Source organism: Pseudomonas sp. LAM2023, assembly GCF_016620375.1.
GTDB classification, from domain to species: Bacteria; Pseudomonadota; Gammaproteobacteria; order Pseudomonadales; family Pseudomonadaceae; genus Aquipseudomonas; species Aquipseudomonas anuradhapurensis.
The window spans coordinates 448,289-471,098 of record NZ_JAENHV010000009.1 but is presented as its reverse complement, the minus strand read 5'-3'; the positions used below and the strand labels follow the sequence as shown (position 1 = coordinate 471,098).

The 22,810-nt window shown below is 64.2% G+C and carries 19 protein-coding genes and 1 pseudogene; 15 read left to right on the top strand and 5 right to left on the bottom strand.

Annotated elements, in window-relative coordinates; genetic code table 11:
* The first annotated feature begins 72 nt into the window (after positions 1 to 72).
* From JKP78_RS02165 to JKP78_RS02110, 12 genes and pseudogenes are all read left to right on the top strand, one after another.
* Positions 73 to 1,449 (top strand): oligosaccharide flippase family protein, encoded by a 1,377-nt coding sequence (locus tag JKP78_RS02165; protein ID WP_200625968.1) that lies wholly within the window; start codon positions 73 to 75, stop codon positions 1,447 to 1,449.
* Between the two features lie 42 nt (positions 1,450 to 1,491).
* Positions 1,492 to 1,686 (top strand): hypothetical protein, encoded by a 195-nt coding sequence (locus JKP78_RS02160; RefSeq protein ID WP_200625967.1) that lies wholly within the window; start codon positions 1,492 to 1,494, stop codon positions 1,684 to 1,686.
* The gene (locus JKP78_RS02155) at positions 1,683 to 3,149 is read left to right on the top strand and encodes an FAD-dependent oxidoreductase (RefSeq protein ID WP_200625966.1); all 1,467 of its coding nucleotides are present in this window, start codon (positions 1,683 to 1,685) and stop codon (positions 3,147 to 3,149) included. The genes JKP78_RS02160 and JKP78_RS02155 overlap by 4 nt, the downstream gene beginning before the upstream one ends.
* A 105-nt stretch (positions 3,150 to 3,254) precedes the next feature.
* Positions 3,255 to 3,872 carry an acyltransferase gene (locus JKP78_RS02150; RefSeq protein WP_200625965.1) on the top strand — a complete coding sequence of 206 codons (618 nt, stop codon included), beginning with the start codon at positions 3,255 to 3,257 and terminating at the stop codon, positions 3,870 to 3,872.
* Entirely contained in the window at positions 3,865 to 4,821 is a 957-nt protein-coding gene (locus JKP78_RS02145) for a glycosyltransferase family 2 protein (protein ID WP_200625964.1), read from the top strand. Before JKP78_RS02150 ends, JKP78_RS02145 begins: the two co-directional genes overlap by 8 nt.
* An 8-nt stretch (positions 4,822 to 4,829) precedes the next feature.
* Positions 4,830 to 5,354 carry a serine O-acetyltransferase gene (locus JKP78_RS02140; protein WP_186690317.1) on the top strand — a complete coding sequence of 175 codons (525 nt, stop codon included), beginning with the start codon at positions 4,830 to 4,832 and terminating at the stop codon, positions 5,352 to 5,354.
* Between the two features lie 5 nt (positions 5,355 to 5,359).
* Positions 5,360 to 6,334, top strand: a pseudogene (locus tag JKP78_RS02135) (glycosyltransferase family 2 protein); the annotation flags it as partial.
* A gap of 15 nt (positions 6,335 to 6,349) precedes the next feature.
* Complete coding sequence (locus JKP78_RS02130; protein WP_200626154.1) at positions 6,350 to 7,351, top strand: DUF535 family protein; 1,002 nt, start codon at positions 6,350 to 6,352, stop codon at positions 7,349 to 7,351.
* Between the two features lie 60 nt (positions 7,352 to 7,411).
* The gene (locus JKP78_RS02125) at positions 7,412 to 8,614 is read left to right on the top strand and encodes a glycosyltransferase family 4 protein (protein ID WP_200626153.1); all 1,203 of its coding nucleotides are present in this window, start codon (positions 7,412 to 7,414) and stop codon (positions 8,612 to 8,614) included.
* Complete coding sequence (locus JKP78_RS02120; RefSeq protein WP_186690315.1) at positions 8,611 to 9,798, top strand: glycosyltransferase family 2 protein; 1,188 nt, start codon at positions 8,611 to 8,613, stop codon at positions 9,796 to 9,798. Before JKP78_RS02125 ends, JKP78_RS02120 begins: the two co-directional genes overlap by 4 nt.
* Positions 9,798 to 10,550, top strand: a complete 753-nt coding sequence (locus tag JKP78_RS02115) for a WecB/TagA/CpsF family glycosyltransferase (RefSeq protein ID WP_170030010.1) — start codon at positions 9,798 to 9,800, stop codon at positions 10,548 to 10,550. Before JKP78_RS02120 ends, JKP78_RS02115 begins: the two co-directional genes overlap by 1 nt.
* A 177-nt stretch (positions 10,551 to 10,727) precedes the next feature.
* The gene (locus JKP78_RS02110; RefSeq protein ID WP_186690313.1) at positions 10,728 to 12,149 is read left to right on the top strand and encodes an undecaprenyl-phosphate glucose phosphotransferase; all 1,422 of its coding nucleotides are present in this window, start codon (positions 10,728 to 10,730) and stop codon (positions 12,147 to 12,149) included.
* Positions 12,150 to 12,282: 133 nt separating this feature from the next.
* On the opposite strand, the gene JKP78_RS02105 is transcribed toward JKP78_RS02110, so the two are convergent.
* Positions 12,283 to 13,233, bottom strand: a complete 951-nt coding sequence (locus tag JKP78_RS02105; RefSeq protein ID WP_186690310.1) for a LysR substrate-binding domain-containing protein — start codon at positions 13,231 to 13,233, stop codon at positions 12,283 to 12,285.
* 146 nt (positions 13,234 to 13,379) lie between these two features.
* On the opposite strand from JKP78_RS02105, the gene JKP78_RS02100 reads away from it, so the two are divergent.
* On the top strand, positions 13,380 to 14,756 hold the full coding sequence (locus JKP78_RS02100) for an L-serine ammonia-lyase (protein ID WP_186690308.1): 1,377 nt from the start codon (positions 13,380 to 13,382) through the stop codon (positions 14,754 to 14,756).
* Positions 14,757 to 14,900: 144 nt separating this feature from the next.
* Here JKP78_RS02100 and JKP78_RS02095 read toward each other — a convergent pair whose 3' ends face one another.
* The 4 genes from JKP78_RS02095 to JKP78_RS02080 all read right to left on the bottom strand — a co-directional run bounded on the left by JKP78_RS02095 (position 14,901) and on the right by JKP78_RS02080 (position 19,646).
* Positions 14,901 to 15,581, bottom strand: a complete 681-nt coding sequence (locus JKP78_RS02095; protein ID WP_170030002.1) for a DUF3313 domain-containing protein — start codon at positions 15,579 to 15,581, stop codon at positions 14,901 to 14,903.
* Between the two features lie 111 nt (positions 15,582 to 15,692).
* Positions 15,693 to 16,988, bottom strand: a complete 1,296-nt coding sequence (locus tag JKP78_RS02090) for an NAD(P)/FAD-dependent oxidoreductase (RefSeq protein ID WP_200625963.1) — start codon at positions 16,986 to 16,988, stop codon at positions 15,693 to 15,695.
* Between the two features lie 13 nt (positions 16,989 to 17,001).
* Positions 17,002 to 18,090: a polyamine ABC transporter substrate-binding protein gene (locus JKP78_RS02085; RefSeq protein WP_186690304.1), complete on the bottom strand. Its 1,089-nt coding sequence runs from the start codon at positions 18,088 to 18,090 to the stop codon at positions 17,002 to 17,004.
* 197 nt (positions 18,091 to 18,287) lie between these two features.
* Complete coding sequence (locus JKP78_RS02080; protein ID WP_186686028.1) at positions 18,288 to 19,646, bottom strand: glutamine synthetase family protein; 1,359 nt, start codon at positions 19,644 to 19,646, stop codon at positions 18,288 to 18,290.
* Positions 19,647 to 19,827: 181 nt separating this feature from the next.
* On the opposite strand from JKP78_RS02080, the gene JKP78_RS02075 reads away from it, so the two are divergent.
* Both JKP78_RS02075 and JKP78_RS02070 read left to right on the top strand, forming a co-directional pair.
* Positions 19,828 to 20,727 (top strand): helix-turn-helix domain-containing protein, encoded by a 900-nt coding sequence (locus JKP78_RS02075; protein ID WP_170029994.1) that lies wholly within the window; start codon positions 19,828 to 19,830, stop codon positions 20,725 to 20,727.
* Between the two features lie 168 nt (positions 20,728 to 20,895).
* Positions 20,896 to 22,806: an AAA family ATPase gene (locus JKP78_RS02070; protein ID WP_200625962.1), complete on the top strand. Its 1,911-nt coding sequence runs from the start codon at positions 20,896 to 20,898 to the stop codon at positions 22,804 to 22,806.
* Positions 22,807 to 22,810: the final 4 nt, after the last annotated feature.

Sequence of the window (22,810 nt, the reverse complement as noted above, 5' to 3'; positions counted from 1 at the left end):
TCGGTGGGCAACGGCTAGCATCGTGGCTAATTGAAACTATAGTGACTTTTTAGTCAGTCAGAGATTGATGTCATGCCGTCGATTGATGTGTCAGCCGCCGCGAGCCTGCGCAAGCGGGCCCTCAAGGCCGGGTCGTGGAACCTGGTCTCGCAGGTGGCGTCACAAGCGATGCGCCTTGGCGGCAATCTGCTCATGGCCCGCCTGCTGGTGCCGGAAATGTTCGGGGTGATGGTCATTGCCAACACCGTTTCGGTACTCCTGCATCTGTTGTCCGATGTCGGCCTGCGGCAGAACATCGTGCAGAGCCAGCGCGGCGATGACCCGCAGTTTCTCAATACCGCCTGGACGGTGCAGATCATCCGCGGCCTGGTGCTGTTCGTCCTGACCGTACTGCTGGCCCTGGCGGCCTGGCTTGCCCAGCGCGCCGAGGTGTGGCCGGCAGATTCCACCTATGCCGAACCCGAGCTGCCGATGGTGCTGGCGGCCACCGCGCTGTCGGCGGTGATCTGGGGTTTCCAGTCCACCAAGATAGATGTGGCTGTGCGCACTTTCCAACAGAAGCGCGTGGCGCTGGTCGACCTGGCCTCGCAAGTGGTCGGCCTGGTGGTGATGCTGGTGCTGGGTTACCTGACCCACTCGGTCTGGGCACTGGTCATCGCCGGCCTGGTGTCGGCCCTGGCCTGGACCCTGCTCGGGCACACGGTCCTAGAGGGGCCGCGCAACCGCCTGCAGTGGGACCGCAGTGCGTTGAACGAACTGATCGTGTTTGGCCGCTGGATCCTGTTGTCGTCGATGGTTGGTGTGCTGGCCATGTATGGCGACCGCATCTGGTTCGGTGCCAGCATGACGACCGCACAACTGGGGGTTTATTCGATCGCCGTGCTCATCCTGGGGGCCGTGCAGACCGCCCTGATGAAGATTTTCGGGGCGGTGGCGCTCCCTGCTTTCAGCGAAGCAGCCCGGGCCGGCGACAAGGAGCGCCTGAAGGCGTTGTATCACCGCTTCCGCCTGCTGGTCGACCTACTGGTACTGTTCATTTGTGGCGGGTTCCTCACTGCCAGCCCGTTGCTTATCGGCTGGATGTACGACGACCGCTATCGTGAAGCTGGCCCGATGCTGGCTATTCTTTCGCTGTCGTTCCTCACATTGCGCTATACCTTGGCACATCAGGTGTGGATTGCCCTGGGCCTGACCAAGTACCAGGCCATCGACAACATCATCCGCCTGGTCTCGCTGTGGGGGCTGCTGCCGTTGTTGCTGATGCTTGGCGGTGTGGACTGGGCGATCTGGGGGGTGGCCCTGCACACCCTGCCGACGCTGGTGCTGATTGTGTACGTGAATTGCAAGCTGGATATCTTCAGCCTCAAACGTGAGCTGATGGTGCTGCCGATGCTACTGCTCGGCGCGCTTTGCGGGGCGCTGCTGACAGCCTTTTTCAACTGGCTGTGATGCGGTTTGCCGAGAAAGACTTTCAAGGGCACAGGCCGGGCCATGGACAAGTTGACTTTTTGTGCTGGGCAGTTCGGGCGCAGGGGCTTTATCCAGAGTTGTGTCTTGCTGGGCGTCGGCGGGGCAGTGTTCGCTACTGCAACAGCCATTGGCAGCGAACGTGGCGGCAAGCACGGGCACGTGTTGATCAATGGCTGGGTGTTGCCGTCCCGTTACTTCCGGAACGAGCAAGCATGATCAAGGATTACCAACAGCAGAAGACCCTGCGCGACAGCTACGACGTCTGCATCATCGGCGCTGGCCCGGCCGGCATCACCCTGGCCCTGCGCCTGGCTGCCGCTGGCTGGCGCGTGCTGCTTGCCGAAGGGGGCGGGCGCGAGTATTCATCGCTTTCGCAAGACCTGTATGCCTGCAAGTCCACCGGCCTGGAGCTGTATGCCAAGGAGTCCCGCCTGCGTTACCTGGGTGGCACCTCCAACCACTGGGCAGGCCGTTGCAGGCCGTTCACTGCCTCGGATTTCGCCCTTCCGCCGATCGGTGGCTTGCCTGGCTGGCCGATCCCCTATGCGGAAATTGCCAGCTACCTGCCTGCCGCCATGGACATCGTCGACTTGCCACCTGGGTCGGATTTCGAGGCAATCAACAGCGGGCTCGGTGGCGACGAATTCGAACCGGACCGCTTCCTGCTCAGCCCGCCCACGCGGTTTGCGCAGAAATACGCCGCCGCCCTTGAGCAGACCGACGGCCTGGACGTGTTCATCAACTGCAATTGCGTGGACCTGGAGTACGACGAGGCCACCGGCAGCCTGGCTGCGGTGGTCCTGTCCGATTACCAGCGCAACCGCCAGCGCCTGGTGGCGAGAACCTTCGTGCTGGCCACCGGCGGCATCGAGAATGCCAGGCAACTGCTCAACAGCGAATCGTTGCTGAGTGCGGGCATCGTGAGCAAGGATGGGCTGGTCGGGAGCTGTTTCATGGAGCACCTGAACATCGACCTGGGCACCTTCATCCTCAAGTCGGGGCTGGCCCCGGAGCCACGCGAGTACTTCACCACCGATGCCTTCATCGGCGAATACAAGGCCGGCAAGGGCAATGTCAGGGCCGCCCTGCTGGCCGAAGTGCAGACCTACGGGCGCACGGCCGAGGTAAAGCACTTCCTGGAAAACCTAGCCTGCGACATGGGGGTCGCCAGCAAGATCGCCTTCGTGGCCCGGTTCAGTTGCCCAGGCGACGGCCTTATCAGCACCCTGATCGAGCAGTTTCCCAACCTGCACAGCCGCATTTCGCTGTTGGACGAGAGGGATGCACTCGGTGTGGCGAAGGTCAACGTCAACTGGGTCCTGACCGCTGACGACCGACACACCATCAAGTGCATTGGCAGCGAACTGGCCAAGCAGTGGGCCGACATGGACCTGGGTTTCATCAAGCTCAATGACTACGTCTATGACACCTCGATACCGTTGAGGTTGTCACCCCATGCCCACCACATGGGGACCACGCGCATGGCGTCCTCCCCACAAACCGGTGTCGTCGACCGCAACTGCAAGGTATTCGGAATTGCCAACCTCTACATCGCAGGCAGCAGCATCTTCGCCACGGGCGGTGCCTCCAATCCGACCTTGCCGTTGTTGCAATTTGCCTTGCGCCTGGCCGACCACCTCGATGCCAGGATGAGCGCTGCCAGGGATGCAGTGGGGTGATAAATGTTGTGAACAGGTTGAGTGCGTTGCGGTCAGCACCTACAAGAACGAGACCGGATGCGCCTCAGGAACAGTCCAGATTGCTTTGATTGCGAGGCTGGCAGCATGAACGGATGGATACGCAAGGCCGTGGCGCAGTATGTCCATGCAACCGGGCGCGGTAGCTCGTTCTACCGCAGGTTTTGCAGGCCCACAGCGCTCGAGTGGGGCGCGTACCTCAGCCGCTGGGGCAACTTTCATTCGGTGGGCAGCCACTTTCACGCCAACCCAGGCAGCAAGTTCCTCGACCCTTCATTGGTGCGTATCGGCAACAGTGTGGGCCTGGCCGACTGCACACTGATCGGTCATGACGGGGTGGTATTGCTGATCGAGCACCGCTTCGGCAAGCACCTGGATTCGGTCGGCTATATCGACATCAAGGACAACTGCTTCATCGGCCATGGCGCGATCATCATGCCGCGCGTGACCATCGGGCCGGAGTCGATCGTCGCCGCCGGCGCGGTTGTGACCAAGGACGTGCCGCCAGGCACGGTGTTTGGTGGCAACCCGGCAGAATTCATCTGTACCACCGAAGAGTTGATCAAACGGGTCGAGGCACGTTGCGAAGCCTACCCGTGGATCGACCTGGTCAAGCAGCGCAACGGCGCCTATGACCCCGAGCTGGAGCCGCTGCTGATGGCGCAACGGCGCCAGTACTTCTTCGGGGATGGCAGCAATGGCTAGCAAACCGGTCGATGTCCTGGTGGTCAACTTCAACACGGCCGGGCTGCTGCAGCCGATGTTCGATGCGCTGCGCCGGGCCGACGGCGAACGGCTGGCCAACTACCTGGTGGTGGACAACGCCTCGATGGATGACTCGCTGCAGCGCATGGCCACGGTGTGCCCGCAGGCGCTGTTGCTGAGCAACAAGCACAACGTGGGTTTCGGCCGGGCCAACAACCAGCTGCTGGCGCACCTGCAGGGCAAGTACGCCTTGCTGCTGAACACCGACGCCTTCGTGGCTGCCGACTCCTTGCAGAAGACCCTCGAGTACATGGAGGCGCACCCCGAGTGCGGCGTGCTGGGTGTGCGCCTGGAGGGCCGCGACGGCGATCTGCAGCCCAGTTGCCGCTACTTTCCGACACCGCTCAACGTGTTTGTCGGGCGCACCGGGCTGGGGCGCTTGTTCCCGGGGCTGAAGATGGTCGACGAGATGGACTGGGACCACGCATCGGTGCGCGAATGCGACTGGCTGCCTGGCTGCTTCTACCTGGTGCGCCGCGAAGTGCTCGACCAGGTGGGGCTGTTCGACCCGCGCTACTTTCTCTATTACGAAGAGGTCGACCACTGCAAGCGGGTGAAGGCGGCGGGCTGGAAGGTGGTGTTCTACCCGCACACCACAGTGGTGCACATCGGTGGCGAGAGCTCGCGCTCGGTCGCCGAACTGGAGGCAGCCAGCCGGCAGATCTCGGCGTACCAGATCGAAAGCGAACTGCTGTACTTTCGCAAGCATCACGGCTTGGCCGGGCTGGCCCTGCACATGCTGCTGGTGACCCTCGGCGACCTGGTGCTGGCACTCAAGGCGCTGTTGAAACGACGCGGCTGGGGCGCGATACGCGCCTGTTGGCGTCACTGCCGGGCGACCTGGTCACTGTTGTTCAAGACCCGGTACGCCAGCCAACCGACAAGGTAGGTGGAGCCATGTTCGAAAATGTACGTGCCGACCTGCGGGCCCATGGGGGCGACTGGGGTGCCCAGGGCTTCTGGGTATTGCTGGTGTACCGCTTCGGCCGCTGGCGCTATGGCGTGCGCCCGGCACCGCTGCGCAAGCTGTTTTCGCTGCTGTACAAAGTGTTGTTCAAATGCGTGCAGATCCTCACCGGCGTGGAGTTGCCGTGCGAAGTGGTGATTGGCCGCAACTTCGTCATCGACCATTTTGGCGGCATCGTGATCAGCGGCTATGCCCGGTTTGGCGATGACTGTCGCATCCGCAACGGCGTGGTGGTGGGCCTGAAGAACGTCAGCGAGCCGATTGCACCGGTGTTCGGCAACAATGTCGATATCGGCAGTGGGGCCAAGGTGCTGGGCAGCATCCGCATTGGCAACAACGTGGTGATCGGTGCCAATGCCGTGGTGCTGGTGGATGTGCCGGACAACTCGCTGGCGGTGGGGGTGCCGGCCACCATCAAGGCCCGGCAAGTGGCCAGCACGGTGCCGGTCGAGTGAAACCCATGGCGAGCGGGATCGGCGTGGTGGTGATTGGCCGCAACGAAGGCCAGCGCCTCGAGCGTTGCTTGCGTTCGCTGATGCATGGCGCGGACCAGGTGCTGTACGTCGACTCGGGGTCTTGCGACGGCTCACCGCAACTGGCTCGCAGCCTGGGGGTGGAGGTGCTGGCGCTGGACATGGGCCAGCCGTTCACCGCCGCCCGCGCGCGCAACGAAGGCTTTGCCGCCTTGCAACAGCTGCTGCCGTCGCTGCGCCTGGTGCAGTTCGTCGACGGCGATTGCGAGGTCGCCGCTGGCTGGCTGGCGGTGGCGCAGGCGTTTCTCGACAGCCACCCCGACGTGGCGGTGGTGTGTGGCCGGCGACGTGAGCGTTTCCCCGAGCGTTCGGTATACAACCTGTTGTGCGAGCTGGAATGGGATACCCCGATCGGTGAGGCCAAGGCCTGTGGTGGCGATGCCCTGATGCGGGCAGATGCGTTTGCCGCTGCCGGCGGCTTCTGCGCCGGGCTGATCGCTGGCGAAGAGCCTGAGCTGTGCGTCCGCCTGCGCGCCCAGGGGTGGAAAATCTGGCGTCTGGACGCCGAGATGACCCTGCACGACGCCGCCATCAGCCGTTTCAGTCAATGGTGGCGGCGCAGCCTGCGCGCCGGCCATGCCTACGCAGAAGGGGCTTACCTGCATGGGCGGGCGCCCGAGCGGCACTGGCTGCGCGAATCGCGCCGCGCCTGGGTCTGGGGCCTGGGCATCCCCGTGGCGACGTTGCTGGCCTGCCTGGCATTGGGCAGCTGGGGCCTGCTGTTGCTGCTGGTCTACCCGCTGCAGGTCGTGCGCCTGGCCCGCCGCGGTGGCAGGTCGGCGCGGCAGAACTGGCTGCAGGCAGTGTTCCTGGTGTTGGGCAAGTTCCCGGAAATGCTCGGGCAGCTGCGGTTCCTGCAGCAGCGCTTCGTGGCCGGCACGCCGGCCTTGATCGAATACAAGCAAGAGGGACCATGGATGCTTGGCACGATCGTGAAAAGCGTGTTCACCCTGCAACCGGGCTACTCGTTGCGGGCGTTGAACAACAAGTACCGGTTGATGGGTCAGATTGCCCGGCAATGGCCGCAACTGAACGCCTTTGTGCAGCGCATGAGGTTGGCCCTGGGCGAGGCGCGCTGGCGACGGCTGGGCGTGGATTGCATCGGCGTGGTGCAGTGGCCCTACATCAGCAGATGCTGGGAAGCACCCCAGCGCCTGGAGGTGGTGGCCTCGCACTTCGAGGTGGTGGCCGGGCAGTTTCCGGCCCTGTTGCTGCTGGAACGGACAGCCAGCCAGGTAGTGTGCGAGCTGTCCAATTATTCCCCCGGCTGCCGCCTGGTCCTTGACCGGCCGATCTGGTTCAAGCGGGAAGGCGAGCTGGTGCTGAACCTGTTCCGCAACGACCTGCGCGTCGCCTCCCTGGCATTCACCTTGTGCCGCAGCCAGGGCGAGCTGTGCCTGTTCATCGGTGCCGTGCAGGGCATTCACAAGGGCGTCGACAGCGCAACCTCGCTGGCCATCTACCGCGACCTGACCAAGGACTTCGAGGGGCTGCGCCCGCGCAGCCTGCTGCTCGAAGCGCTGAAGTGCCTGGCCAGGACCTTGCGCGTGGTGCATCTGTATGCCGTCCGGGATGCCTGCCGCCACCACCGGCACGCGTATTTCGGCCATGACAAGGGCGAGGACCTGGTCGCCAACTATGATGCGATCTGGCAGGAGCACGGCGCCATTGCCAGCGAGCGTGCGGATTTTTTTGCCCTGCCAATGGCTCCGGTACAACGCGCGAACGAGGACATCCCGAGCAAGAAACGAGCGATGTACCGCCGTCGCCAGGTACTGCTCGAGGATGTTTTCGCGCGCTTGCAGGCTGCTTTGGCAGGCAACGGTCACAACCTTGGGCTACAAGAGAAGCAGGGGGATGCACCTGACCAAGGGGCATCGGCGGGGCGCCAGCCGCCGGTAGTCGACAGCTTGAAGTGACAGCTGCGGCTACTGCGGCGGGTCAGAAGGTTCATCATGCGGGTCTTGATCTGGATTTCTATGCGCATTGCCTATTTCATCAACCAGTACCCGAAAGTCAGCCACAGTTTCATCCGTCGCGAGATCCTCGCGCTGGAGCGGCAGGGGCTTACGGTGCAACGTATTGCCTTGCGCGGCTGGGACGCCGAGCTGCAGGACGCCGAAGACGCGATGGAACGTAGCAACACCCGCTATGTGTTGCAAAGCGGCATCAAGGGTTTGCTGCAACCCACCTGGCAAGTGCTGCGCAGGCAGCCACGGCGCTTCTGCCGCGCGCTGTGGCTGGCCATGCGCCTAGGCTTGCGGGCCGATCGCGGCTGGCCCTACCACCTGGTCTACCTGGCCGAGGCCTGCCAGCTGCTGCAATGGTTGCATGCCGGCGAGGCGCAACATGTGCACGCGCATTTCGGTACCAACTCCACCGAGGTGGTGATGCTGGCCCATGTATTGGGCGGGCCGGCCTACAGCTTTACCGTGCACGGCCCGGAAGAATTCGACAAAGCACAGTTGCTGCACCTCGGCGAGAAGGTGCAGCGCGCCGCTTTTGTCGTGGCGGTCAGTTCGTACGGGCGCAGCCAGCTGTTCCGCTGGGTGGCACACGACCAGTGGGCCAAGGTGCAGGTGGTGCATTGTGGCCTCGAGCGCAGTTTCCACGATGTGGCGCCAGCCAGCGTACCGGCGGCGCTGCGCCTGGTGTGCGTAGGGCGCTTGTGTGAACAGAAAGGCCAGTTGTTGTTGCTTGAAGCAGCACGGCTACTGGCGGCACGGCCAATCAGCTTCGAGCTGGTGCTGGCCGGTGACGGCGACATGCGCGGGCAGATCGAGGCATTGATTGCCCGCTACGGCTTGCAGCAGCACGTGCGTATCACCGGCTGGATCAGCAGCGCGCAGGTGCGTGGGGAAATCCTGGCCGCCCGCGCGTTGGTGCTGCCCAGCTTCGCCGAGGGTTTGCCGGTGGTGATCATGGAAGCCATGGCGTTGCGCCGGCCGGTGCTGACCACCTATGTGGCAGGCATTCCCGAGCTGGTGCAGCCGGGCGAGAATGGCTGGTTGTTTCCCGCCGGCGCGGTGGACGAACTGGCGACAGCCATGGCCGAGTGCCTGGCGCAACCTGTCGAAGTGCTGCAGCGGATGGGCGAGGCGGCCCGCCAACGTGTGCTGCAACGGCATGATATCGACACCGAGGCGGCCCGGCTGGCCAGCTATTTCAAGGCATCCGCATGATAAGTGTATTGGCTTGGTTTCTCGGCCTGCTGGCGATCATCGTCCTGCTACCGGTGCTGTTGCTGTTGCTGCAAGTGCTGCTGGCTTGCCTGCCCAGGCCGGTACAGCCGTTCGCCAGCAGCAGGCGTGCGCAGGTGGCTGTACTGGTGCCAGCCCATGACGAAGCTTCGATCATCCGCGCCACGCTGGCGAGCATCACCCCACAATTGCAGCCTGGCGACCGCCTGCTGGTGGTGGCCGACAACTGTACCGACGATACCGCGCAACTGGCGCGCGAGGCCGGCGCCGAGGTCGTGGAGCGGCACGATCTGCACCTGCGTGGCAAGGGTTACGCCTTGGACTTTGGCGTGCGGCACCTGGCGCGCCAGCCGCCCGAGGTAGTGATCGTGGTGGATGCCGATTGCCGGGTGGGCGAGGGTGCGATCGAACGCCTGGCGCTGCGCTGCCAGCAAGTCGCCCGCCCGGTCCAGGCGTTGTACCTGACCCATGCCCCGGCGGGGGCCGGGCCGAAAGTGCAAGTCGCTGAATTCGCCTGGCGGGTCAAGAACCTGGTCCGCCCACGTGGCTGGTCCCGGTTGGGCCTGCCGTGCCAGTTGATGGGCGCCGGCATGGCGTTCGGCTGGCATGACCTGGCCCTGGTCGACCTGGCCAATGGTCACCTGGTGGAGGATGTGAAGCTGGGCCTGGACCTGTGCCAGCAAGGCAAGCCGCCGATCTTCTGCCCCGAGGCCTTGGTCACCAGCCAGTTCCCAGCCAACGAGCAAGGCCTGAACAGCCAGCGCACCCGCTGGGAGCATGGCCACCTGGGGCTGATGCTGAGCGATGCGCCCAGGCGCGCGCTGGCCGCCCTCAAGCACGGTAACGGCAGCTTGCTGGCCATGACCCTGGACTTGCTGGTGCCGCCCTTGGCCTTGCTGGTGCTGGCTCTGGTCGCGGTCAACCTGCTGGCCTGGCTGGCCTACCTGCTGTTCGGCGTGGCGGCACCGGCATGGATCGCCCTGTGCGGGTTGGCCTTGCTCGGCCTGGCGGTCGCGCTGGCGTGGGCGCGTTTCTGTCGCGAACTGATCCCGTTTTCCGTGCTGCTGTACGCGCCGTTCTACGCGGCAAGGAAAGTCCCCATGTACCTCGGGTTCCTGATCAAGCGCCAGGTTGACTGGGTTCGTTCGAAACGGGATGACGACTGATGGCCGCCTGGCTGACACGCTGGGACAGCATCATCGGCAAGCTTGAAACGGTGGCCGACGACGCTGCAACGCAGCGCCTGCTCGAGCGCCTCGCCGTTGCGCAAGCGCCAACGGTGCTGGGTTTCGTCAATGCCCATGCGATGAACCTGGTGGTACGCGATCGCGCCTACAGCCAGGCATTGTCGGCGGCCGACGTGCTGCTGCGCGACGGTGCCGGCATGGCGATGCTGTATCGTCACCTCGGCCTCGAGCCCGGCCGCAACATGAATGGCACCGACTTTATTCCCCAGCTGATGGCTGCCTACCGCGGGCGGCGGGTGGCCTTCTGGGGGACCCGGCAACCGTACCTGGACCAGGCCGTGCAACGCTGCGCGGCATTGTTCGGGGTGCTGCCGGTGTCGGTTCACGATGGCTTTGCCAGCATCGAAACCTATCTGCAACTGGCCAGGGAGCGGCAACCGGAGTTGATCGTGCTGGGCATGGGCATGCCCAGGCAGGAGGCCGTGGCGGCGCGGCTGGTGGCCACTGGCGGGCCGTGCCTGATCGTCTGCGGCGGGGCCATCCTGGACTTTCTCGGTGGCAAGGTCAGCCGCGCACCGAAGTGGCTGCGAGGGTTGGGGGGGGAGTGGCTGTACCGGCTGTCGCGTGAACCCAAGCGCCTGTTCACCCGTTATGTGGTGGGCAACCCGTTGTTCCTGCTGCGTACCCTGCTGTACCGCCGCAGCAAAGGCGCAGGCAGGCTCGCCCGGTAGGCCGGCTGGAAGGTACGCCAGCGGCGTTGCCGGCACACTGGTGGCGGTTGGCTGCTACAGTGAGAGCAAGGGTCGTGGGCGGCACGATCCTGTTTCGCTGGCTTTGCATATGGGCCGTTTTCAAGGCTTGCGGTTGGATCAAAGGCACTTGCTGCGCTCGAATTGAAGAGGTCTGAAATGGTCTTCGAACCCAGGAGCAGTCGTTCCTTGCTTCAGCGAAGAAGCAGCGTCAGCAACGCCATCCAGGCCGGCCTCGATGGCATCGCAGTCACCGGCATCGCCTGGTATCTGATCTACGACCAGTTTGGCTATATCACCTCCGACTACGTGATCATGCTGCTGTTGCTGGTTGGCGCGCTGGCAGTCATCTACGACCACTATGCGATCTACCGCACCAACGTCGGGCTTTCCATCAAGGCTTTCCGGCTGTTCAAGGCGTGGTCGGCGACCTTTTGCTTCCTGGTGGTCATGGCCTTCCTGACCAAACAGAGCGAAACCTATTCGCGGCTGCTGGTCGTGCAGCTGTTCATCATCGGCTACATCGCCCAGCTGTTTCTGCACTTTGCCGTGCGCGAGCTGCAAAAGCGCTTTAGCGCGCATGCACGCCTGGACAATGCCCTGATCATCGGCGCCGGTGACCTGGCCAACTTTCTCTACCAGAAAATCAGCAACAACCCCTGGTTCGGCGAACGTGTGCTGGGTTGCGTGCTGATCGACAAGCTCGACGAGCCGGGGCGCGAGGGTGCCGAAGGCAAGCCACGCCTGCCGGTGCTGGGGCAGATTGCCGAGCTGGACGAGATCGTCGCCCGGCACGCCATCCGCACGGTGTACCTGGTGACGCCGCTAGGCGGTTCCGAGGTGATCAACGATGTGTACTTCAAGCTGCTCGACAAGTGCATTGCGGTGAACTGGGTGCCGGATATCTTCTCCTTGCGCCTGATCAACCACAGCGTGCGGGAAATCGCCGGCATCCCGGTGCTGACCTTGTCGGAAACCCCCTTGACCGGCATGAGCCTGTTCCTGAAGAACCTCGAAGACCGGGTGTTGGCGGCGCTGATCCTGCTGCTGGCATCGCCGTTGCTGCTTGCCGTGGCGCTGGCGATCAAGCTCGATAGCCGCGGCCCGGTGTTCTTTCGCCAGGAGCGCACCGGCTGGACCGGGGAAGCGTTCCGTATCTGGAAGTTCAGGAGCATGCACGTGCACCAGCCGGAGCAGGGCGTGATCCGCCAGGCGCAGCGCAATGACCCGCGGCTGACACGGGTCGGTGCCTTTATCCGCCGCACCAGCCTGGATGAGTTGCCGCAGTTGTTCAATGTGCTGACCGGCGAAATGTCGCTGGTCGGGCCACGGCCGCATGCCTTGCAACATGACACGCTGTATTCGCAGGACATCGTCGATTACTTCGCCCGCCACAACATCAAGCCAGGCATGACCGGCCTGGCCCAGGTGCGCGGGTTCCGCGGCGAGACCAAGGATATCGAGCAGATGATCCAGCGGGTCGACTCGGACATCGAATACATCAACAACTGGTCGCTGTGGCTGGATTTCGTGATCCTGGTACGCACGCTGAACGCGTTTACCGGCAAGCAGGCTTATTGAGCTGGCTTGTTGTAGGAGCGGCCTTGTGTCGCGATGGGGCGCGCAGCGGCCCCGGTGATTTCGGCGTCGACGCACGGATTTCCGGGGCCGCTGCGCGCCCCATCGCAACACAAGGCCGCTACAAAGACCGCGTTCAGGTTGGTTGGTCCTTGCTTAGCGGGTGCAACTCCCTGAACCCTCGCGCTTCTTCCACCAGCCAGTCATGTACCGCCCGCGCCCCCGGCTGGTTCAACCCACCTGGCGGGTAATGCACCACGTAGCGCTTGTGGTTGGCAATCGGCACCCCGAACGGCACGATCAGTGCCCCGCGCTCCAGTTCGTCGTTGAGCAGTGTGCGTCGCGCAATCGCCACGCCAATGCCGGCAATCGCTGCCTCGATGGTCAGGTGGTTACGGTTGAACGTGTGCCCGCGCCGTACATCCAGGCCAGCAGCGCCGATGCCCTCCAGGTAGAACTCCCATTCGGCGTACTCCGAACTGCCGCGCCAGGCAGTGATGTCATGCAGCAGCGGATAATGCGCCAGGTCTGCCGGCCCGTGCAGCGGCGGGCGGCCGCGCAGCAGGGTGGGGGAACACACCGGGAAGATCTGCTCGTCCAGCAGTGGCGTCGAGAGCATGCCGGGGTAGCTGCCATCGTTCAGGTCGATGGCCAGGTCGAAATCACCCGGGGTCAAGGCCTGGGCGCTGTCTTCGGCGACCAGGCGCAGCTCGATGTCCGGGTAGCGCTGCTGGAAACGCGGCAGGCGCGGCGTGAGCCATTTGGCCAGGAACGACGGGATCGAACGCAAGCGCAAGGTGCCGCGGATTTCGCCCGCGTCCAGGCGCAACAGTTCGGCTTCGATGCTGCCGTAGGCTTCGGCCACCGTCTGTGCCAGGCGCTGCCCTTCGGCGCTCAGTTCGACGCCGCGCGCCCGGCGCAGGAACAAGCGATAGCCCAGGCGCTCTTCGAGCTGGCGCATCTGCTGGCTGACCGCACCGGGGGTAATGTGCAGTTCTTCGGCGCAGCGGGTGAAGGACAAGTGCCGGGCCGCACAGGCAAATACATGCAGCCAGACGAACACCTGGCCATTGAGTTGTCGACGCATCGTTTAGTACCGCTAAAGCCTTGCTTAGAAAGTTTCGTTGGTCATCCATGAGCCAGCGCGGCAGTATCGCGCAACTTCGCAATACCGCTCAATTTTTTCCGATTACCGTGCCGCGGCTACATGGCCGGGTACGCTCAGGCATTAGCATGGCTATCAGTGTTTTCGACCTTTTCAAAATCGGCATCGGCCCGTCCAGCTCCCATACCGTCGGCCCGATGCGGGCAGCAGCGACCTTTGCCCAGGCCCTGCGTGAGCAAGGGCTGCTGGGCCGGGTAAGGCGTGTCGAGGTGCGCCTGTATGGCTCGTTGTCGGCCACCGGCGTTGGCCACGCCACCGACCGCGCCTGCCTGCTCGGCCTGATGGGACAGTGGCCCGACCGTATCGACCCGGCCACCATCGAGGCGCGTATCGCCCAGGTCATGCAGGCGCAATGCCTGATGCTCGATGGCAGCCACTCGCTGCCGTTCGAGTACAGCCGAGACCTGCTACTGCTCGACGAAAACCTGCCTTACCACCCCAACGCCATGAGCCTGGAAGCCCTGGACGGGCAGGCCAGCCTGTTGCGCCAGACCTACTATTCGGTGGGTGGTGGCTTTATCGTCGAGCAAGCCGATATCGATGCGCCACCAGGCGCAGCGAACGCGGTGCAGCTGCCGTACGAGTTCGATAGCGCTGCGCAGTTGCTGGCCTTGTGCAAAACCCATGGTTTGAGCGTGGCGCAATTGATGATGGCCAACGAGTGCGCCTGGCGCCCGGAGGCCGAAGTCCGCGAGGGCCTGCTGCGGATCTGGGCGGCCATGCGTGAATGCGTCGACAACGGCCTGCGCAACGAAGGCATCCTGCCCGGCGGGCTGCAGGTCAAGCGGCGCGCGGCACGGTTGCATCGCAGCCTGCAGGAGCTGGGCAAACCCAACGTGATCGGTTCCACCCTCAGTGCCATGGAATGGGTCAACCTGTTCGCCCTGGCGGTGAACGAAGAGAACGCCGCCGGCGGGCGCATGGTGACCGCGCCGACCAATGGCGCGGCCGGCATCATCCCGGCGGTATTGCACTACTACATGAAGTTCAACCCCGGCGCCTGCGACGCGGATGTGGTGGACTTCCTGCTGGGCGCAGCGGCAGTCGGTATCCTGTGCAAGAAGAACGCGTCGATTTCCGGGGCAGAGGTGGGCTGCCAGGGCGAAGTGGGCTCGGCCTGTTCGATGGCCGCTGCCGGTCTGGCCCAGGTACTTGGCGCGACGCCGCCGCAACTGGAAAACGCCGCCGAAATTGCCCTGGAGCACAACCTTGGCCTGACCTGCGACCCGGTGGGTGGGCTGGTGCAGGTGCCCTGCATCGAGCGCAACGCGATCGCCGCCGTGAAAGCGATCAACGCCGTGCAGATGGCCTTGCGCGGGGATGGCGAGCATTTCATCTCGCTCGACCGGGTCATCCGCACCATGCGCGATACCGGGGCGGACATGCACGCCAACTACAAGGAAACCTCGCGCGGCGGTTTGGCTGTTGCGTTCGTGGAGTGTTGAGTAACCTCATCGCCTACCGCGCTTTTGTAGGAGCGGCCTTGTGTCGCGAAAGGGCTGCAAAGCAGCCCCGTCTCATCTATCTGCATTGAAATCCCGGGGCCGCTTTGCGGCCCTTTCGCGACACAAGGCCCCTGCAACGGGTGGTTATTGGCGGGCTTTTTGTTTCGCTGCCAGGAAGCTCGCGCGCATGTCCTTGGCCCAGCCATCCAGCACCGGCTTGACATCGTTCAGGGTCAGCTTGGTGGTCTTGTTTTCCAGTTCCTGTCCTGTTCCCTTGCGCACCACCTGGGCCAGCACCTTCTGGCTGGCACCATCGAGGAAGGCCGCCTCGACGCCAACATCCACCTCCTGGTCGCGGCCGCCCATGGCGGTGTTCACGCCGGCCGAGATCAACGCGATGGGAATGATCTCGTAAGGCTTGAGGCCTTCGTTGCTGGTGGACACTGCAGTGATGGCCGGGCGCACCACCATTACCCCCGGGCCGGGGCCCTTGGCCAGGGGCACGACGCTGCCCATTTCACGGCGCAGGGCCTCATTGAAGTAGCGGGTGATTTCCTGCAGCGTCTGCGCCGAGATGACCTCTGTCGGCTGTGGCTTGGGGTAGAACTGGCTGGGCTCGATGTAGACCTGGCTGTACTGGTTGACGTTGACCTTGGGGTCGATCCAGCGCATCACCGGGTCACCCGAGGGGCTCTTGGCTTCTGCCAGCCGGCTGTAGTCCTTGAGGAAGCCGGAGTAGTCCTTGGGGTCCACGCGGTTGCTGGAGCAGGCAGCAACGGCGAGCAATGCGGCGCACAACAGGGTAATGCGAGGCAGTGATTTCATGATCAACATGCATCCATGTGGAGTCGGCCAGAACAACGCTAGCAGGTGCGCGACAGATGGCCAGTGGCTGAGTTCAATCGCCATGAAAAATGGCCCCGCTGTCGCGGCTGTTCAGCCCAGCGCCTCGCGCAAGCGGTACCACAACATCCCCAGCGCCAGTAGCGGCGAGCGCAGTGCCTTGCCGCCAGGGAAGGTCAGGTGCGGCACCGCACTGAATACATCCAGCCCGCGGCTGTGGCCGAGCGCAATGCTTTCGGCGAGCAGCCTGGCGGTCCAGTGCGTCACGTTCAGCCCATGCCCGGAATAGCCCTGGGCGTAGTACACGTTGCGCTGCTGGCTGAGGCGGCCGACCTGGGGAAAACGGTTGGCGGTGATGCCGATCATGCCGCCCCACTGGTAGTCGATCTGCACGTTGGCCAATTGCGGGAACACCTTGAGTACCTTGGGCCGCATGTAGGCAGCGATGTCCTTGGGGTCGCGACCGGAATAATGGCAGGCACCGCCGAACAGCAGGCGCCGGTCCGCCGTGAGGCGGTAGTAGTCCAGGCCGACTTTCTGGTCGCACAGCGCCATGTTCTGCGGGATCAGGCGGCTGGCCAGCGCCTCGGGCAAAGGCTCGGTGGCCACCACGTAGCTGCCGGCAGGTAGCACCTTGCCGCTCAGGCGCGGTTCCAGCTCGTCGAGGTGGGCGTTGCAGCCCAGCACCAGGCTGCTCGCGCGCACCTTGCCACGCGGCGCATGCAGGACGACCTGGGCGCCGTGCTCGATGCGCAGCACCGGGCTCTGCTCGAAGATGCGCACGCCCAGGCCGTGGGCGGCACGTGCTTCGCCCTGGACCAGGTCGAGCGGGTGCAGGTGGCCCGAGCCCATGTCTACCAGGCCACCGGCGTACTGGTCGCTGGCGACGATCTCGTGCAGCTGGTTGGCGCCGACCAGGCGGGTTTCAGGGCGGTAGCCGAGGGCAGCCAGGTCGTACAGCTCATCCTCGAATGCAGTGAACTGGGCGGGCGTATTGGCCAGTTCGCAGAAGCCCCAGCGCAGGTCGCAGGCAATGCCGTACTGCGCGATGCGGCTGGCCACCAGTGCTACCGAATCGATGCCGGCCTGCTTGAGATAACGCACGCCGTCCTGGCCGACATGACGGGCAAAGCCGCTGACATCATGGCCGATGCCGCGGATCAGCTGGCCGCCGTTGCGCCCGCTGGCGCCCCAGCCGATGCGCCGGGCTTCCAGCAGTACCACCGACAGGCCGCGCTCGGCCAGCTCCAGGGCGGTGTTGACGCCGGTCAGCCCGCCGCCAACCACGCACACGTCGGCCGTCAGCTCGCCGTCCAGGCTGGGGTAGGGCGCCGCATCGCGTGCCGTGGCGGCGTAGTACGAGGCGGCGTGTTGGGTCGTGAAAGACATGGGTATTCTCGGCTCAGCGGTTGGACTTGATCTTGCTCCAGGAGCGGGTCATGACGCGCATGATCTTTGGGCTCGGGGTACTGGAGATATACAGCTTGTCCAGCACTGCCTGGGGTGGGTAGACCTCGGGGTTGTTGACCAGCGAGGCGTCCATGTAGGCCTGGGCATCAGGGTTGGCGTTGGCGTAGCCGACAGTGGCACTGACCTTGGCGATCACCTTGGGGTCGAGCAGGTAGTTGATGAACGCCAGGGCCTGTTCAGGGTTGTTGGCGTCCTTGGGGATGGCCAGCAGGTCGAACCAGAGGTTGCTGCCTTCCTTGGGGATGCTATAGGCGACCTTTACGCCGTTGTTCGCCTCCACGGCGCGGTTGGCGGCCTGGAACACATCGCCGGAATAACCGAAGGCCACGCAGACATCACCATTGGCCAGGTCGGCAACGTACTTGGAGGAGTGGAAGTAGGTGATGTAGGGGCGCAGTTCGAGCAGCCGGGCTTCGGCCTTGGCGTAGTCGGCCGGCTGCTCGCTGCGCGGGTTCATGCCCAGGTAGTTGAGCACGGCGGGGAACAGTTCGTCGGGCGAGTCCATGAACGCCACCCCGCACTGCTTGAGCTTCTTCAGGTTTTCGGGCTCGAACAGCACCGCCCACGAGTCGATATGATCGACGCCGAGGGCCGCCTTGACCTTGTCGACGTTATAGCCGATGCCGTTGGTGCCCCACAGGTAGGGCACGGCATAGCGGTTGCCGGGGTCGTTCTGCTCAAGCTGCTTGAGCAACTTGGGGTCCAGGTGCCGCCAGTTGGGCAGCTTGCTGCGGTCCAGCGGCAGGAAGGCACCGGCCTGGGCCTGGCGCGCGAGGAAGTGGTTGGAGGGTACCACCACGTCATAACCCGTGCGCCCGGCCAGCAGCTTGCCTTCGAGGGTTTCGTTGGAGTCGAACACGTCATATATCACCTTGATTCCGCTGCTGGCCTGGAAATCGGCCAAGGTGGTGTCGCCGATGTAGTCGGTCCAGTTGTACACGCTGACCGAGGGGGTGGCGTGGCTGGTACTGGCGAACAGCAGGGTGAAGGCGGCGGGGATCAGGGTTTGCAGATGACGCATGGGGACACCTCGTTGGTCTTGTTTTTCGAGTTCGCTGGAGTGTTGCCGTGTGTAGGAGCGGCCTTGCGTCGCGATGGGCTGCGCAGCAGCCCCAACAATCTATGCCTCATGTGCTGAGGCCTTGGGGCTGCTTTGCAGCCCATCGCGACGCAAGGCCGCTCCTACAACAAGCCGCATAGGTGCGGCCAGGGGCCGGTTCAGACGCTGAGCATGAGGAATTCACGCTCCCACGAGCTGATCACCCGTTTGTAGTTCTCGTGCTCGGCACGCTTGACCGCCACATAGCCCTGGACGAACTGCTTGCCCAGGTACTGCTGCACGGTTTCGCAGTCCTCCATGTGCTGCAAGGCGTCTTCGATGGTGATCGGCAGGCGCAGGTTGCGCCGTTCGTAGGCGCGGCCCTGCACTGGGGCGCTGGGTTCGATGCGCTCGACCATGCCCAGGTAGCCGCACAGCAAGCTGGCAGCGATGGCCAGGTACGGGTTGGCATCGGCGCCGGGCAGGCGGTTTTCCACGCGCATCGACTCGGGGCTGGAGGTGGGCACGCGCAGGCCGGCGGTGCGGTTTTCTTCACCCCATTCGACGTTCACCGGTGCCGAGGTGTCCGGCAGGAAGCGGCGGAACGAGTTGACGTTGGGGGCGAACATCGGCAGCAGCTTGGGGATGTACTTCTGCAGGCCACCGATGTGGTACAGGAACAGCTGGCTCATGCTGCCATCATCATTGGCGAAGATCGGCTTGCCGGTGGCGATGTCGACCACGCTCTGGTGCAGGTGCATGGCGCTGCCCGGTTCGTCGGTGATCGGTTTGGCCATGAACGTGGCAGCGACATTGTGCTTGAGCGCCGCCTCGCGCATGGTGCGCTTGAACACCGTGATCTGGTCGGCCAGGTCCAGCGCGTCGCCGTGACGGAAGTTGATCTCCATCTGCGCCGGGCCGTCTTCGTGAATCAGCGTATCCAGGTCCAGGCCCTGGATCTCGCACCAGTCGTAGACATCTTCGAACAGTGGGTCGAATTCGTTGGCGGCATCGATGGAGAACGACTGGCGGCCGCTTTCGGCCCGGCCGGAGCGCCCCAGGGGTACCTGCAGCGGCAGGTCCGGGTCTTCGCAGCGCTGAGTCAGGTAGAACTCCATCTCGGGTGCCACGATCGGCTGCCAGCCATGGTCGGCATACAGCTTGAGCACCTTCTTCAGTACGTTGCGCGGCGACAGTTCGATGGGGTTGCCTTGCTTGTCGAAGGTGTCGTGAATCACGATCGCGGTCGGCTCGATGGCCCACGGGATCTGGTAGACGGCAGTCGGGTCAGGGCGGCAGACCATGTCGATGTCGGCGGCGTCGAGCAGGTTGTAATAGATGTCATCGTCAACGTAGTCGCCGGTGACCGTCTGCAGCAGCACGCTCTCGGGCAGGCGCATGCCGCGCTCGTGAAGAAACTTGGCGGTGGGTGCGATCTTGCCGCGGGCGATGCCGGTCAGGTCGCTGATCACGCATTCGACTTCGGTGATGCGGTGTTCTTTCAGCCAGGTGGACAGCTGATCGAAGGGGGCGTTCATACAGACCTCTTGGTTGGGTTTCGGTGGGGGAGCGGGTTTGCGTTGAAACCCGTTACGGGTTTCGAAGGCGTTGCGCTTCCCAGTTGACGCACTGGAGACTATCTTGGTCGCAGCCCCTGTGGCCGATCTATCCACTTTCTCCGGCAACGAATGCACCATAAGAGTGCAACTAGGACCGCGCGTGACGACCGCCAATGCCTTGCAAGTCCAGGCCTTTCATACCACTGACGTCACCGAGCAGGTGCGTGCCACCCCTGCCTGGCAGCAGCAGTATCGGCAGATGTCGCCCGGGCATTTCAGCGGTGAGCTGCGTTGCCTGGGGTTGGAGGGGGTGCAAGTGTACGAGGAGCGCTTGAACACCCGGGTGGAGCAATTCTTCCGGGCGCCGAGCGGTGCGCTGGCGTTCTGCTTCGACCGCAGCGAGAACAGCCTGTACCTGCTGAACGAACAGAGCCGCAACATCTGGATCACGCCGGAGAACTACGAGGAAGTGGCGGTGGTGTTCGACCAGGCGTTCCTGGCCGGTCATGGCCTGGACCCGCAGCGCCTCGAAGGGTTGTTCATGGTGCCGTTGGGCAGCGGCCAGAATGCGCTGTTCGGCAGTTGGCTGAGTGCCACGCTGACCCGCCTGGGCGAGGCCGATTGCCCATTGCAGGGGCAGGCCCTGGCGGAGCAGCTGCTGGATGACTGCCTGTTCATCCTCGACAATGCCTGCCAACGCTTGCAGGGCGTGGCCCTGGGGCGGCGCGACGAGGAACGGGCGATCATGCGCCGGGTCAGTGAGTGGGCGGCCGACTGCCCGGAGGAGACTCTGAACCTTGTGGAACTGGCGGCGGTTGCCGGGGTTTCCCTGCGCCAGCTGCAGCAGGCATTCAAGGCGTTTACCGGCATGTCGCCGGCGCACTGGTTGCGTCTGCGTCGGCTCAACGGTGCGCGGCGCGACCTGTTGCGCAACGGCGGGGTGACGGTGGCCGAGGTGGCGATGCGCTGGTCGTTCTGGCATTTGGGAAGGTTTTCAGAGAGTTACCGCCAGTTGTTCAAGGAGTTTCCCAGCGAGACATTGAAGCGGGGCAGGGGTTGAGTATTGCGAATAGCTGCTGGCCCTTTGGCGGGTAAACCCGCTCCCAAACCCGTGGTGACCCTGTGGCGGCGGGGTTGCCCGCGCAAGGGCTGGCCCCAGGCGCTACTGAACCCAGCATCGCAGCACAAAAATTGCTATCGTGCCGCCCTGTTTCCACCCGAGGTGCCGATGTTCTACCTGCCTTTGCCCAGCGACCAGGCCGACCGCCTCGCCAGCGCGCCTGCTACCGAGTTCTTCAGTACCGCCAGCCTGCTGGAAGCCGCTACAGTGCTGTTCGTGCAAAACCTGCCGCGCCAGCCCGCCACGGCCTCGGCGGACGCGCAGGAACGCCGTTTCGCTGAAATCGTGCGCATCGCCAACGAGGTCGAGAGCGCCGCACCCGGGCGTTTCCAGGGCCAGGTGGCGCAGCACTTCGACCGTGAAGCCTTCGCGATGGGCCTGGGCATGCTCGGCGAGAACGGGATCGCACTGTTGTCCGGCGAGGTGCCGTACCAGGCCGACGAGCTGCTGGACGCCGAAGGCCAGTGGAACTTCCAGTTCGCCGCCAGCTATCGCCAGCGCGCAACGCCATTGCACCCGGTGTACCTGCCGTCGCTGGCCAGCGACCTGATGCTCAGCGACCAGCAGAACCGGCTGTTGCGCGAGTTTCTCAGTGGGGTCGACGAATCGGTGGCCGTGCAGGGCTTCGCCGGCACCGGCAAGACCTTCCTGATTCATCAGTTCGCCCGCCTGCTCGACCCCCAGCGTACGCTATTGCTGGCATTGACCGAAGGCCAGTTGCGAGCCTTGCAGGCGCGCGTCAAGGACGCCGCCGCCTACACGGCGCTGACCTTCGGCCAATTGGCCGACGAGCTGCTCAACCGCGACCTCACCAGCAACGGTTGGCGCCTGCGTGACCCGTATCGCACCAAACTGTCGTGGCGCCCGCAGGATGCGCAGGTGGTCCGCTGGCTGGGCATCCCCGACATCGGCCCGCTTGCTGCCCGTGAGGTGGTGGCCTTGTGCATTCGTGCCGTGCGGAGCTTCTGCCACAGCGCCGATAGCCAGCTGCAACTGCACCATCTGCCGTGGGCCGGGCCGGGGACTACGCCGCTGGACCAGGAGGTGCTGCTGGAAAAGGCACGGTTGTACTGGCAGGAACTGATTCGCCCGTCAGCCCGGGAAATCCAGTTGCCGGTACGCGACTATCACCGGGTCAAGTTGCTGTCGCTGACTGCGGATGTGATCGACAGCCGCTACACCCATGTCATCGTCGACGAGGCCCACGAGCTGTCGGCGCCGATGCTCGCCGTGCTCGACCGCAGCCCGCAGTCGATCATTGCCCTGGGTGACGAGCTGCAGAACCTCAACGGCCTCAGCCCGCACCACGGCAGCTTCATTCGCCAGCGCTGCATCGACCGCTCACTGCGCGCCGGGCCGGCCATGGACAACGTGCTCAACCCATTGATCCAGGCCCACCCGGCGGCGATCCAGGGGGCTTTCAGCGGCAGCGCCGAGCATTACACCCGGGTCAGCTTCTTCGATGCCGTCAGCGTTCCCGAACAGCCCACCGCGCTGATCGTCGACGACGAATGGGGCTTGTTCGGCTGGTTCCAGCGCCTGACGCACCAGGGCGTGCCGTTCGTGCTGCTGAAAAGCGCGCGCAAGGACTTCGAGCTGTTCGTCGAGGACTGCATCGAGCTGTATCGCCATGGCACCCGGCCACGCCACCCGATGCTGTTCCGTTATGCCAGTTGGCAGGCACTGGAGCAGGACAAGGGCGATGACAAGGCCTTCGTTGCCGTGGCCAACATGCTGCGCAAGGGCTACACGCCGGAGCACTTCGCCAGGGCCAAGAGCCGTTACCGCTGGGACAAGGCGCCCAAGCTGTTCCTGGGGCGGGTGCGGGATGTGAAGAACATGGAATTTGCCCGGGTGATGGTATCGCCGGAGCTGATGGTGGCGCCGCAGGTGGCCGGTAACCGCAACGAGCGTGCGCGGATGTTGGCCGGGTTGTACACCGCCTGTTCGCGGGCGCGGCATGAACTGATCGTGCCGGGGGGAATGCTGGACTGGGTCAAGGACCAGGTTCGGGATTGAGATA